Raw genomic sequence first — 14,321 nt, 5'->3', positions numbered from 1 at the left:
CGTACATTGAATTCTTCATATTTAGTACGTTTTTAATAAATTTAACCCATCATTCTCTTTGTAGCATAAACAAAAGCAGTACACGTTTTGTGCACTGCTTTCTTTACGGAATTGCAAAGTAGCATGTAATTATTCTACTGAAATAATATATGGATATAATCCTTGTTTTCCATCAAATAATTCAACTTCTACATCTGGATAGTTCTCTTCAATGAAGGCTACCAACTCTGAAGCAGCTTGTTCAGTTGTATCTTCACCATAGATCACAGTAACAATCTCAGCATCTTCATCGACTAAATCCATAATTACTTTTTCAGCTGCATCCTTTAGTGCTGGTGTAGAAAGAACAATTTTTCCTTCTGCCAATGCCATATAATCATCTTTACGGATTTCAACACCATCAATAGATGTATCACGCACTGCATAGGTAACTTGACCTGTCTTCACGTTCGCGAATGCTTCTGACATGGTCTTTTTATTTGCATCAACAGCCGCCTCTGGATTAAACGCTAAAATTGCTGCCATTCCTTGAGGAATCGTCTTAGTAGGGACAACTGCTGCATCAATTTCTAATAGTTCAACTGCTTGCTCCGCTGCCATTACTATATTTTTATTATTTGGTAAGATTAATACTTTCTCTGCCCCAATTTCTTGTACAGCTTTCACGATATCTTCAGTTGAAGGATTCATTGTTTGCCCGCCTTCAATGACATAGGAAGCACCGATAGAGCGCAATAATTCTGCCACACCCTCACCCATAGCAATCGTGACAATAGCATATGGATGTTTTTCTACTTTTTTGGCAGGCGTTGGCGCTTTATGTTCTTCACCAACGATTGCTGAATGCTGCTCACGCATATTATCCACTTTAATTTTTATAAGACTACCGTATTTTTGTCCAATCGATAGAACAGAACCTGGTTGCTCGGAATGGATATGAACTTTCGCAATTTCCTCATCCGAAATCACAAGTAAAGAATCCCCCAAAGGATTTAATTCATTACGGAATTGTTCCTCATCAAAAGGTTCTTTTCCTTCCTCTAAGCGTACCATTATTTCTGTACAGTAGCCAAATTCAATATCGGCAGTGTTCATGAAATCTTGCGCTCTATGATGTTCTGCATTGATTAAATCATCGAGCGTCGCATCATTTTTCTCAGGGAGAGCCTCACCCTTCAAGGAAGCTAAAAACCCTTCATACACAAATAGTAAGCCCTGACCACCACTATCTACCACACCGACCTCTTTTAAAACAGGCAGTAGGTCAGGTGTGCGATCCAACGATGCCTTTGCCTCTGCTGTAAAAGCTTCCATTATGGCAATGATATCGTTTTCAGTTTCTGCTACTTCTACACCTTTTTTTGCAGCTTCACGTGCCACTGTTAATATCGTTCCTTCTACTGGCTTCATAACAGCTTTATATGCCGTATCAACACCTGCTTGGAAGGCTCCTGCAAAGCCCTTTGCATCAATTGTTGACTCTTTTTCAATAAACTTCCCAAAACCACGGAATAATTGAGATAGAATAACGCCTGAATTCCCACGCGCACCCATTAACAAGCCTTTTGATAATGCCTGTGCTGTTTTACCAATATGCTCTGAAGCAGCATGCTCTGTTTCCTTAGCACCAGATGTCATCGATAAGTTCATATTTGTACCTGTATCACCATCTGGAACGGGGAAAACATTTAATGAATCTACATAATTTGCATTTTGGTAAAGGTGATGCGCACCCATTTGTACCATTTCAGCAAACTTTATACCGTCTAAAGACTGCATTCGATTTAGTTCCTCCTCTTAATTCGCTACACGAACGCCCTGTACAAAGATATTGACAGATTTTACGCTCATACCTAATGTTTTATCTACTGTATATTTCACTTTCGATTGTACTTGATAAGCAACTTCCGAAATTTTTGTCCCGTAACTAACAATAATGTACATATCTATATGTAAATCGTCGTCCTGTTGTCGAATTACAACACCTTTTGCGAAGTTTTCTTTACGTAAAATATCAGTTAGACCATCACGAATTTGATGTTTAGATGCCATGCCAACAATACCGTAGCATTCTACAGCAGCTCCACCAGCAATTTGTGCAAGTACATCTGTTGAAATATCAATTTGGCCGAATTCATTGTTTAATTCAATTGACATAGAAATGCCCCCTTGGCTCTTTTTGACTAAACTATATTGTAACACTTTCGTTATAATTTAAGCAACCTAAGGGGGTATTGAAAGGCTTCGTAGCAACGTTTTCTGACTTCAAATAGACGCATTTGCTTCTTCATCAAAAATTGCCATTTTACGATAATAGTTGTTTCGTCCGTTTTGCTTAGCTAAATACAGCGCTTGGTCAGCTAATTCACAACATGATTGTAATTGCTCATATTTTGTGATTTTAGCATGGCACATTCCAATACTGACCGTAACATGTTGGGCAATAGTAGATTGTATATGCGGAATATTAAGTTCTCGAACTTCTTCTAAAATTTCTTCACAAACAGGTTCAGCAAACTTGTGAGTATGCTGACTTATCATCACAAATTCCTCGCCTCCCCAACGGGCAACGAATGCATTATACTTCCCTGCAATTTCATCCAACAGGGATGCGACTTTGACAATTGCATCATCTCCCTGTAAATGTCCATAATAATCATTAAATTTTTTAAAGCAATCAATATCAATCATTATGACTGTGAAAGATTGCGTTAGATGAAGTTGATGTCCTATTTTATTCAATTTTTGATTAAATGCACGTCGATTAGGTAGATTCGTTAAAGAATCTTTTAATGCTTGCTCTGCTAATTCATTATTTTTAGTAGCCAACAATTCTGATAGTCGTTTCGTTTTGGTCATTTCCTCATTCAATAAAATATGCTGGGTATGGATTTGTTTACGAACCTTATAGGTCTGATATTGAATCATTACACCAATAGGTATTAATAGTGACATCGGTAATATGATTTTTATATTCTCACTCGATATTCCAGCACCCATATATGCACTCGCAATAATCGCTGATGCAGAAAGCAAAATAATCCAGACAATTTTACGTAAAGGTAATGCGAATACTGTACAAATGATGATCAAAATCACCTCATACAATGCTGCATGGCGGAAAAAGTAAACATCCAATACCGATATAGCAGTAATCAATAGCATTATTGTGTAAATATAAACAACAACCAATCGTTCATACTTCTGTATAGTTAAAGGCGTAATATGAATTCTCTTTTCTCGGATAAACAATAATACTGCTACATCTATATAAAACATGGCGATATGAATAGCAATATAGAAGGGGACCATAGCTCTTTCTGCCTTAATAAAGAAAACCTCTCCATAATGAATAATCGAAATAATGACTGATACATACATGAGTGTCCAAGCAACCATTCTCATCCCTTTTAAATTCGACTGAACCATTTCTTCACGAATAGAAAAAGCTATTTTTTCTTGATTTTCCATCATGCTCGCTCCTCATGTCCACTTTCAAATAATTATAATGTCCTATATGTATCGTCATGATAATGAAAAATACAAGTCAATCTAAATTTTTCTGGTAAATAAAAAAGTTGATACCTTTATAGCATCAACTTTTTACATTGTATTCAATTAAATATCAAAAAATTTATCTGGCTAAAATAGACTTTTAATAAGCGTATCAATCATAACAGGCATTTCTTTAAACGCACTATCCACATGCAATCGTTCTGTTTTTTGATGGGCATCCTTACCAAATGGACCGACATTTAATACAGGACTTTGTAATGCCGCCATTTCTTTAAATGGAATATGATACGTGTCGCCCCATACTGGTGTGTTCCGCTCAAATGCTAGCGACTCATTGGATGCATCTGAATAGTTCACATAGCTTAAATCACAAATGCCGTTAAAGTAGTGGATCTGCTCCACCTCAATATCAAATGTTTGAGCTGTTTGCTTCATTAATTCAATCGACTGTTTCACTAATGGGTGATTGGATGAATTAATGGCTGGGTAGTAAGGTGGCGCATATAACAGAACTGTGGCAGGTGCTAATTCCTGACAGCGAATCATGAGCTGATCCACAATGCGAATGGACTTTTCACGATCATCCCATGCACTATGTTGCAGAACCTGCTGCTTAATCGCTTGTACTTCCTCAGCCCCTAATTTATCGATGGCGTGCTCCAATAATGCCTCGTAGCGTAAGACCCTTACTTTGCCCACACCCTGCACATTTTCTCGTGTACAAATGTCCTGATAGTGCGCATTGCAAGCAGCCATAGCCTGTAATGCAACTTCCTCAAAAATAGCCATCACTTCTGCAGCTGTCCGTTTTAACAAGAAGACATTGTAAAGTGCCGCCGCACGATACGGTGTTTGTGTAGAATACTCCATTTTTAAATCTTTTAATTGTAGAGAGACGGGTAGTGGCGTGCTTTCACCTAAATCTGTTTCACGGAAAAGCGGGTTCCACTCCATATGCTGTGTCATATAGGAGGCGATAAAGGTAGCCGTCATCCCTTTTAATGGTTCACCGACATGTGTCTCTTTTCCATAGAACAAGGCAGCAGGCATGATTTTACCAATTGTGCCTGAATAAATATATTCATTCGTATCCGATGGCCCTTGTGAAAAGGAAGGCTCACTATTTAAAAATAATTGATAGGTTAAACCATGCTGTTCCCGCAGTCTCACCAGTTCCACAACAGCCGCTCTCATACCAGCAGAGTTGACTTCCTCATCAGGAACCGTCGTTAAAATCAAATTAATCGGCCATTGCTCAAAGCTTGCCTTTTCAATTAACTGCATGTGTAAGGCAAGACCCATTTTCATATCCATTGTGCCGCGACCAAATAAATAATTCCCTGACTCCAAATCAATGCGAGCTGCCTCTGGTAAGTCTTTTAGGTATTTAGGCTCCAGTAGCTTTTTCGTTAGTTCTTCCGGATAAAAGGCTAACGGCTCTAGTTCGCCATATTCCTCCGTATGCACGGTATCAAAGTGGCTAATTAATACAACCGTTTCCGTTGCCGTTGGATGCTTATAGAAGGCTGTAACCGCGTTTCTGCCAAGTCCTGCATCATGTAATTCAATCAATTCCGGGTGTTTATCAAAATATGGAAGCGTTAACAATTTATCTTTTAAGCGAAAGGCAAATTCATTTTCACCCTTCGTTAATGTTCTGCTTTCCCAGCTCACAAGTTCACATAAGAGGGCACGTAGTTTTTCGGGTGTATCCCACATAAAAGTATTCATAAAAATTCTCCTTTAACTCCCATTCGTTAGAGATTCTATTAACGAACTTCTAGTGTTTCTTCATTTTTGCTATCTGTAGCAGCAGTTGCCACTTTTTTTAATTTCAATTGATAAAAGATCATACAGGCAATAAAGAAGCCAATCCCGTACAGTAAACCAATCCTTTGTGTTGGATCAAACGCTAAAAATGCTAAAATAAATACACAGAAGATTATACAAAATACTGGAATCAGTGGAAATAATGGTGTCTTAAATTTTAGATCAGCCACATTTCCTCCAGACTTGACATAGCGATAGCGGAACATTAATTGAGAAGCACAAATTCCCATCCATGAAATTGTGACAGATATTCCAGCTACCGACATTAGTAATACAAATACAGCATCAGCTTCCATTACACTTGTTAACAATGATAAGAGCGAGAATACCATTGTAAAAATAAGCGCATTTAATGGTACTTTATTTTTCGTTAATCGACCAAATAATTTGGGTGCCATCCCCTCTTGTGACATAGAAAATAATAAACGTGTTGATGCATATAAGCATGAATTACCAACTGATAAAATAGCCGTCAAAATAACAAAGTTCATGATGCCAGCTGCATAAGGCACACCAGCTAAATTCATTAACGTGACAAATGGACTCTCCATAAGACCAAGCTCTGATGCTGGGAATATTGCTGACAATACAATAATGGAAGCAATATAGAAAACGATGATTCTGAAAAGAATTGTACGAATCGCTCTTGGAATATTTTTTTCAGGGTTCTCGGTCTCCCCTGCTGCAATTCCAACCAGCTCTGATCCCTGATAAGAAAAAATAACATTCATCATTGTGACAAAAATAATCGTAATACCTGCCGGGAATAAGCCAGAAGGTGCTAAATTTGTGAGATGTGGAGTTGGACGATCTGCTAATGGAATTAAACCAAAGATTGCCGCACCACCAATAATGATAAATGCAATCACTGCAACAACTTTTATACTAGCAAACCAGAATTCCGCTTCAGCAAAGCCCTTCGTTGTTAAAGCATTTAAGACAAATAAAAGAACCATAAACACAGCACACCATATCCAAATTGGTACACTTGGAAACCAATGCTGCATTAAAATGCCTGCAGCCGTAAATTCAACACCAGCTGTGGCAGCAGAACCGACAAAATACATCCAACCTAATGAAAAACCAGCTGAAGGACTAATGAAACGTGTTGCGTATGTTTGGAAGGAGCCTGTAACAGGCATGTAAACAGCCAATTCTCCAAGACAGTTCATGACCATAAACAAAATTAAGCCACCAAACAAGTAGCCAATAAGCGCGCCTCCTGGGCCTGCCTGATTAATGGTGTAGCCTACATTTAAAAATAACCCTGTTCCAATAACACCTCCAAGTGAAAGCATTAACAAGTGACGGCTTTTCATCGAACGTTTTAATTGATTAGTGTGAAGCTGATCCCCTTTATTCAACATCCATCCCTACTTCCCATATAATGTAAAAATATTAAATTTTCTGATATTTATAGAATGAAAGTACCCAATCAATTTTCTCTTTTAAATTGATTGGGTATTGTTAGAATTACTTAAAAACGTAATGATAAACAGCTTAAACCACCATCATGTTTTCTGAATTCAGACATATCAAGTTCAATTGTTTGATAGCCTAGATCCAGTAGTTTACGATTTGTTTCTGGATAGCCAGCTGGAATAATAATATAATCATTTACTTGAATACAGTTAGCTGAATACTCATCTTCTTTAGGAATTATGATTTTATCGTAAGATTCAAATGCAGGGTGGTCGACAAACTCACCAGCTAGCACCATGCGATTTTCCCCAACATAGGCAATTCCTGTTTTTAAATGGAAGAACTCTTTTAATGGAATAATAGTTGCCTCATAGCCCTCTTGCTCAACAATTTCTTTAAATTGCTGCGCTCCTTCTTCATTTGTGCGATCTGAAATCCCTACGTAAAACTTTTTCTCTGCCTGTAATACATCTCCACCATCAAGTGTTCCAGAACCTTTAATATAGTAAATTTTTTCATAGAATTGCTTTACAGCTGGTTCAATTTCTTCAATTTCACGGTTACGAGCTACTGCTCCAGGATTCGATATAATAGCAAACTCAGGTGTTAATACGGCTGTATCCTCTACAAATGTTGAATCTGGAAATGCTTCATTCGCTGGTAATTGAGTGACCTCAACACCACATTTTTTTAAAGCCTCTACATAGTTTTCGTGCTGTTCAAACAATTTTTCTAAAATGGGCTTCCCTAAATCACTAGTTGTTAAACCGTTTACAAAACTATTTCCTGGATTTTTGACAATTACATTTTTGAACATATTCATCTTCTCCTTTATCCTCTTACTACTGGGCAAGTTAAACATGTTGGCCCACCAGTTCCTTTAACAGTAATTTCATCGCCTTTATATTCATACACAATTGCTCCAGCATCAAGTAGCTGTTGCTTTGTTTCTTTGTTGCCTTGAGGAATCACACATACCCTTGGTGCAAGCGCTAACACATTACAGCCTAGCGCATCATATTCATCCTTTGGGACTTCTACTAGCTGGATGCCACGTTCGATTAGCAGTTGTCTGAAAAATACTGGCATTAAGCGTGAATGCACAACAGCTAAATCTCGGTCTACCATACTTATGAAAGACATTAAATGTAAACACTCAGCTTCACCTAGATCATGTGGTAGCTGTACAACTATAAATTCATCTACCATATCGGCTGTCATTTCCTTTAACTGACGAATGGCTTCATCGTTAGTACGATAACCTCTCCCCACTACGAGCGTTCGATCATCTAGCCAAACAATATCTCCACCGTCTGAAACCGCCTCTCCTGTAAGTTCACCAATGACTGGAATACCTTTTTCCTGTAAAAAGTCCTTGTATACTGCCGCTTCTGGTTGTCTTAATTTTTTGCCAGACTTCAGTATAATGGCACCATTTGGTGTGAATTTAACTGGATCATGTGCGTAGAGCGAATCTAATCCTACTTCATCTGCTATTGGCAAATAATCAATAGTCTCAACATACTTTTCAAGAATCCCAATAAATTCAGCATATTCACTTAGAGCTTCTTCATAATTAGGCTCAGATAAGTAGTTAAATGTTTTCCATTCATCACTAAGATGTTTCTGACTTCGGAAAGCATCTTTTGGATCTTTTACTATAACGTGTTTCAAAGGTGCATACATTGATGAACAATAATGCATTCCTTTCACCTCATTTCCGTTTAGTGGAAAACGTTTCCGTTAAGAGGAAAGTTTATATGAAGAATATATTCGTTTTATGCTATACTGTCAATATATTTAGAAAACTTTTATTTTTCTTTTAATCTATATTGCATTCACTCTCGGAGAAAAAGTTATATTAGTATTTATGCAAATACACTTAAAGAACCCTTTTGTACTTGTCTTAAATAAAAATAAAGCTTTTGTTTAGACTACTAATTCGTTCGAGGATATTGGAACTAGACGTAGATGGAGAATAAAAATAAAATAGGAAGAAGGGAGGTGGGACAAATGCAATTATTAGAACGGGCAATGACGATTGCGAAGGTTTTAGCTGCTGATGCAAACGACAGTAGCTTGTCCATTTCAGAGCTTTCTACTAAATGCGATTTACCGCTAAGTACTTTACATAGAATTTTAAAAGCCATGATTAAACAAGGGATGATTGAGCAAGATGAGCAGACCAAACATTATCGGCTTGGAACCATATGGATGGAGCTTGGCTTACAGGTGTATGATACGATGGATTATATTAGCAAAATCAGACCTGAGTTAGAACGATTAGCTAGAGAGGTTGAAGAAAGCGTCTATTTAAGTAAACCAGCTGGATTAGATACGATTATTATAGAACGGATAGATAGTGCAGCAAATCCGATTCGTATTTATGATCAGTTGGGGATTCGTATACCCATGCATATCGGTGCGGCCAATAAAGCCATACTTGCCTCCATGTCAAAGGCACAATCAAAGGAAATTTTAGAACAACTAGTAGCTAAAGATGAAATGGCCGAATTAGAGGAGCAGCTTCAACAAATTCGACAACAAGGCTATGCAATAAGTCACGGAGAAAGAACTGCAGGTACATCCTCCATTGCTGTCTCTGTTTTAGATGGTTTTGGTGAAGTGATAGGCGCAGTCAGTATTGGTTTTGTGAGCTTTAATGTCTCTCAAGATCATATTAATACATTAATTGAGCGTTTAGTTGATACTGGTAGACGTGTATCGACGAAACTTGGTTATCGAGGAAAAGGATAGTAGAACGGCTACCCTAAAAATTTCCCTACTTTTTCGTCACTGTTTTATGTCTGTAAAGGTTTTTTTCTTGAAAGGTTATGTGAAAACTGTTGCACTGAACGCCATCGTATGTTAAATTATTATGGTATGTGAAATACCGAACTGAAATAATAATCTTTCAGCATCAACAGTAAGGAGGGAATACAACATGCCAAAACAATGTGTAATCACTGGACGTAAAGCTCGTACTGGTAACAACCGTTCCCACGCTATGAACGCTAACAAACGTACTTGGGGTGCTAACCTTCAAAAAGTTCGTATCTTAGTTGACGGTAAACCAAAACGTGTATGGGTTTCTGCTCGTGCATTAAAATCAGGTAAAATCGAGCGCGTTTAATCGCTGCTTCTAAAAAATCGATTTCGCATTGAGCGCAATCGATTTTTTTCTTTGATTAGTATTCTATAAGAAAGTAAAAAAATCCGACTAACATTAGTCGGATTTTTTTACTTTCTTATCTTTTTTAAATAGGTTAATACACGTACGCGTGATACTACTCACGAATTTCGGCAATTGGAACGTATATACTTTCAGGACTCTCTCCCCCTTACGCTAATCTATGCTTCTTATCATTAAACATATGCCTTGCGAGAAAGATATAGACCCTGAAGTTCCTATTATTTCATTACTTGTAAATCGAGATGTTCCTAAGGAAATTTCCTCATTCGTTGTTTCATATTTTACTTGTCGTAATGTTACATCTTGAATAGGCTCCTCGTGAGCGAAAAAAGACAAGTATCGGTATCGATCATCCGCATAAATAGTATGTGTACCTGGTAGTAAAAATTGCAACATATTTGAGTGATTGATAATCTTTAGCTCAATTTGAGGATGCTCCTTTTGTAATCGATAAATGGAACGAACGGCTGCCTCATAATGATCTAAACGCCCACCCGTCACACCTGTCAAAACAATTTCTTGCGGTTCATACGTATAGGCTTTGAGCAAAGCTAAGTCCGTGTCTGTTTCATTTTTCTCTTCTTGAAAACGTTGTTGATCATTGGTTTGTGCCATCACTTGTCGATATTCTTCATCTGTTAAAGAATCAAAATCACCAACAATGGCATGAGGAGTAATTCCCTGCTCAATTAAATATAAAGCGCCACGATCTGCCCCGATAAACACAACATCCTGTTGTTGCTGAAACGACGAAAATGAACAAAGCTCATTTTTTGGACCACCTGCACAAACAACGACTGTCGTCATCCTTTAATCGCTGCCTCGCCAGCCAATAAAATCTCTTGAAGGGCAGCTGTTCGATCCTCTTTACTATAGATGGCTGATCCTGCTACAAAAATAGTCGCTCCAGCCTGTGCACATGGAACAATTGTTTCAGCAGTAATACCACCATCAATTTCAATGGCAATAGCTAAGCCTCTCTCTTTAATAATTGCTGATAATGCTTCTATTTTAGGCACAACAGAATGGATAAACTTTTGTCCACCGAACCCTGGATTTACAGTCATTAATAATACCATATCGATATCTTCTAAAACGTGTTGTATAGACTCTATCGGTGTATGTGGATTTAATACGACACCAGCTTTTACACCATAAGAACGGATTAATTGAATTGTTCGATGTAAATGACGGCATGCTTCTACATGTACTGTAATATAGTCTGCTCCAGCTTTTGCGAACTGTTCAATATATTGATCTGGATTTTCTATCATTAAATGCACATCTAATGGTAATTTTGTTAATGGACGGATAGCATCTAATACGATGGAGCCAAATGAAATATTCGGTACAAAGTGGCCATCCATTACATCAATATGAATAAGTTGTGCACCTGCTTGTTCTACTTCCTTTACTTCTTCACCTAACTTTGCAAAATTCGCTGCTAAAATTGATGGTGCTATTTGTATCATCATTAATACCTCGGCTTTCGATCCATAATTTCTTGCATAAATTGTTCATAATGCTTGTAGCGGTAGTCCCGAATTTCTCCTGATTCTACTGCTGCCTTTACTGCACATTTGGGCTCTTTCAAGTGTAAGCATCCTCTGAATTTACAATTATCCGCTACTCTAGCCATTTCAGGAAAACATACACCTAATTCTTCTTTATCAATTTCGTCAAAATCAAAGGAACTAAATCCAGGCGTATCTGCCAATAAACCATCACAAACCTCTATCAATTCGACATGACGAGTGGTATGTTTTCCTCGTCCTAAGCTTTGAGATATAATATCAGTTTTTAAGTTCAACTCTGGAATGAGTGTATTGAGCAAGGTTGATTTCCCAACACCTGATTGGCCAGCTAAAACAGTGGTTTTTTCCTTTAAAATAGGACGTAATCGTTCAACTAATTCTTCTTCATCTTTATATGTTTGCAAAACTGTATAGCCCATGCTTTCATAATCTGCTATATAATTTTGTAATTCCGCACGTTCGTCATTTTCTAGCAGATCCATTTTTGTTAAACAAATAATAGGATGTACATGGAATGATTCTAACACAACTAAAAAGCGATCCAGTAAAATGGTATTGAAATTGGGCTCTTTTACGGAAAATACCAAAATGCCTTGATCAATATTAGCAATTGGCGGACGCACCAATTCATTTTGACGCTCTAAAATCTTTTGTATAGTCCCATCAGAACCTTCTGTTTCCATTGTATACTCTACAATATCGCCGACAAGTGGCGATTCGCCACGATTACGAAATACCCCACGTCCTCGACATTGAATCAGTTGATGTCCATCAAATACATAATAATAACCGCTTAATGCTTTTCTTATTTGGCCTTGCGCCATCCAATTCCTCCTTAATCAACATCATTATAATTAACTTTGCCTTCTAAAATTATTTCTGAGTCACGGATTATTCTATAACTCGCATCTTTGCCATCTTCAATTGTAAGCTGAATGTTGTATGGCGTATCACCTAAAATTTCAAATACTTCAACAGGTTCAGACAATGTATGATTTTTATCTTGAATTTCAATTCGAATGTTTTGAGCTATTCCCTCTTCTGTAGGTTTATACTCAATTTCTACAGGTATGAGACGTAGTTTATCAGGTTGTTTCGCTGGTCCTTTACTTATTACAACCGATAGCATAGAACCTTCTTCTACCATAGTACCCGCTTTTGTCAATTGCGAAATTACACTGCCAGCTGGGATCGACTCATGATATTCTTCACGAGATATACGCCAATTAAGCCCCACTCTATTCACATAGTCATCCATATCAGCTTTGGTATAATTTACAACGTTTTCAACCCTTACCATCCTAACTCCTTGGCTTACTTTAAACGTGATGGTTTCCTCTTTTGCTACTACTTCTGTATCCGCTGGAATACTTTGCTCAATAATCCTGCCTTCTGGTTCACGAGAAGGAACATCCTCTTTTATTACATCTTTATACTTACCTTTCAATAAAGCTTCCACCTGACTATAATTCTGTCCCACATAATTATCTACAGTCGTCATCTCTACACCTAAACTAACGATTAAGTCTACCTCTGAGCCTTTTTCACGTAATGAATTTTTTGCTGGGTCCGTTTCAATGACCTTTCCCTTTTCAATTTCCTCATGATTTCGCTCCTGATGCTCTTCACCAACAACAAATCCATCTGCTTCTAGTTTTTTTGTCGCTTCCTCTATTGTTAAGTTTACTACATCCGGTATAGCCACTTTTTTCGGGCTAAATAAATCTTTTGCAAATATAAAGAATAAGAAAATGACAATCGCTGCAATAAATAGTCCTGCAACATACTTTGGCCAATTTTTCTTCTTTGCCTTAACGGGAACTGGTTTTTCTACAGGCTTTTTAGGCTGTGGTTGAGATGGAGCTTTAGCTTCCATAATCGGTTCAATCACTCTTGTTTTGGTTAAATCTTCGTCTTTTTTATGCATCTGCTCTTTAATGATGGGAATAGCCTTCGTCACATCATTATCCACAGGTATGACAAATTTGGGATTGTTGATTCTAGATGGTGATAGAACGGTTTCCAAATCTTCATACATTTCTTCCACTGTAGTATAACGATGGGATGCATCTTTGGCAGTAGCCTTTAGTACTACATTTTCCAAGCTTTGAGGAATCGTTGCATCAAAAGCACGGACAGAAGGCGTTTCTGCTTGTAAATGCTTAAGTGCAATTGAAACAGCCGATTCACCAGAAAATGGAAGTTCACCTGTTAATAATTCATACAACACAATACCAAGTGCATAAATATCCGATTTGTTTGTAGCCGTACCACCACGAGCTTGCTCTGGCGATAAATAATGCACCGTACCAAGCACAGAGTTTGTTTGAGTAAACGAAGTAGCACTTAATGTCATGGCAATACCAAAATCCGTAATTTTCACATTGCCTTCTGCATCCATTAAAATATTTTGCGGTTTAATATCACGGTGGATAATATGGTTTTCATGGGCATTGGCAATGGCAGATGTTAATTGCTTCATAATATGCACACTTCTCGCAGGAGAAATCGGTGCAAATTCTTGTATGTACTGCTTTAATGTTTTTCCTTGAACATATTCCATCACAATATAATGTAGATCTCCATCGTCACCTACATCATAAACACTAACAATATTCGGATGTGTAAGACTTGTAGCAGACAGTGCCTCACGTTGAAAACGTCGATGTAATTCATCCTCATTGGAAAAATCATAGCGTAATATTTTAATGGCTACATCACGATTTAAGATCATATCGTGTGCTAAATAAACATTGGACATACCTCCGCCACCAATGAGTTCTATAATTTTATAACGGTCACTAATTCTTTTACCTACAAGCATT

General features: G+C 37.5%; 14 protein-coding genes. 2 read left to right on the top strand and 12 right to left on the bottom strand.

Translation table 11 applies throughout. The features are described from left to right. Nucleotides 1–129 precede the first annotated feature (129 nt). The 7 genes from ACEVFT_RS07890 to ACEVFT_RS07860 form a co-directional block, all read right to left on the bottom strand. A complete protein-coding gene (locus ACEVFT_RS07890) occupies nt 130–1,779 on the bottom strand; it encodes a DAK2 domain-containing protein (protein ID WP_393949146.1) in 1,650 nt (549 codons plus the stop codon). Between the two features lie 18 nt (nt 1,780–1,797). Further along, nucleotides 1,798–2,157, bottom strand: a complete 360-nt coding sequence (locus ACEVFT_RS07885) for an Asp23/Gls24 family envelope stress response protein (RefSeq protein ID WP_004269431.1) — start codon at nt 2,155–2,157, stop codon at nt 1,798–1,800. A gap of 108 nt (nt 2,158–2,265) precedes the next feature. Further along, nucleotides 2,266–3,471, bottom strand: coding sequence for a GGDEF domain-containing protein (locus ACEVFT_RS07880; RefSeq protein WP_393949145.1), 1,206 nt, complete (start codon nt 3,469–3,471; stop codon nt 2,266–2,268). Nucleotides 3,472–3,642: 171 nt separating this feature from the next. Beyond that, nucleotides 3,643–5,247, bottom strand: coding sequence for a M20/M25/M40 family metallo-hydrolase (locus ACEVFT_RS07875; protein ID WP_393949144.1), 1,605 nt, complete (start codon nt 5,245–5,247; stop codon nt 3,643–3,645). A 38-nt stretch (nt 5,248–5,285) separates the two neighbouring features. Beyond that, nucleotides 5,286–6,713 (bottom strand): amino acid permease, encoded by a 1,428-nt coding sequence (locus tag ACEVFT_RS07870; RefSeq protein ID WP_205441907.1) that lies wholly within the window; start codon nt 6,711–6,713, stop codon nt 5,286–5,288. Nucleotides 6,714–6,823: 110 nt separating this feature from the next. Further along, the gene (locus ACEVFT_RS07865) at nt 6,824–7,585 is read right to left on the bottom strand and encodes a dimethylarginine dimethylaminohydrolase family protein (RefSeq protein ID WP_205441906.1); all 762 of its coding nucleotides are present in this window, start codon (nt 7,583–7,585) and stop codon (nt 6,824–6,826) included. A 14-nt stretch (nt 7,586–7,599) separates the two neighbouring features. Beyond that, nucleotides 7,600–8,472, bottom strand: a complete 873-nt coding sequence (locus tag ACEVFT_RS07860) for a dimethylarginine dimethylaminohydrolase family protein (protein WP_393949142.1) — start codon at nt 8,470–8,472, stop codon at nt 7,600–7,602. Nucleotides 8,473–8,781: 309 nt separating this feature from the next. Between ACEVFT_RS07860 and ACEVFT_RS07855 the strand changes: the two genes are divergently transcribed. Together ACEVFT_RS07855 and rpmB are read left to right on the top strand one after the other, a co-directional pair. Beyond that, the gene (locus ACEVFT_RS07855; protein ID WP_393949139.1) at nt 8,782–9,525 is read left to right on the top strand and encodes an IclR family transcriptional regulator; all 744 of its coding nucleotides are present in this window, start codon (nt 8,782–8,784) and stop codon (nt 9,523–9,525) included. Between the two features lie 187 nt (nt 9,526–9,712). After that, the gene (gene rpmB, locus ACEVFT_RS07850; protein WP_004227417.1) at nt 9,713–9,901 is read left to right on the top strand and encodes a 50S ribosomal protein L28; all 189 of its coding nucleotides are present in this window, start codon (nt 9,713–9,715) and stop codon (nt 9,899–9,901) included. A 93-nt stretch (nt 9,902–9,994) separates the two neighbouring features. On the opposite strand, the gene spoVM is transcribed toward rpmB, so the two are convergent. Genes spoVM through pknB form a run of 5 tightly spaced genes read right to left on the bottom strand, consistent with a single transcriptional unit; the run spans nt 9,995 to nt 14,320 of the window. After that, nucleotides 9,995–10,096: a stage V sporulation protein SpoVM gene (spoVM, locus tag ACEVFT_RS07845; RefSeq protein ID WP_099805045.1), complete on the bottom strand. Its 102-nt coding sequence runs from the start codon at nt 10,094–10,096 to the stop codon at nt 9,995–9,997. 18 nt (nt 10,097–10,114) lie between these two features. Next, nucleotides 10,115–10,768: a thiamine diphosphokinase gene (locus ACEVFT_RS07840; protein ID WP_205441903.1), complete on the bottom strand. Its 654-nt coding sequence runs from the start codon at nt 10,766–10,768 to the stop codon at nt 10,115–10,117. After that, entirely contained in the window at nt 10,765–11,433 is a 669-nt protein-coding gene (gene rpe, locus ACEVFT_RS07835; protein ID WP_342534749.1) for a ribulose-phosphate 3-epimerase, read from the bottom strand. Before rpe ends, ACEVFT_RS07840 begins: the two co-directional genes overlap by 4 nt. 2 nt (nt 11,434–11,435) lie before the next feature. Next, nucleotides 11,436–12,320, bottom strand: a complete 885-nt coding sequence (rsgA, locus tag ACEVFT_RS07830; protein WP_205441902.1) for a ribosome small subunit-dependent GTPase A — start codon at nt 12,318–12,320, stop codon at nt 11,436–11,438. 11 nt (nt 12,321–12,331) lie between these two features. Continuing rightward, nucleotides 12,332–14,320, bottom strand: a complete 1,989-nt coding sequence (pknB, locus tag ACEVFT_RS07825; RefSeq protein ID WP_393949136.1) for a Stk1 family PASTA domain-containing Ser/Thr kinase — start codon at nt 14,318–14,320, stop codon at nt 12,332–12,334. Nucleotide 14,321: the final 1 nt, after the last annotated feature.

The sequence above is a fragment of the Lysinibacillus sp. PWR01 genome (assembly GCF_043359455.1).
In the GTDB taxonomy this organism is placed as follows: domain Bacteria; phylum Bacillota; class Bacilli; order Bacillales_A; family Planococcaceae; genus Lysinibacillus; species Lysinibacillus fusiformis_F.
Note: the sequence above shows the minus strand (reverse complement) of the source record. Positions and strands in the feature narration are given on the sequence as shown.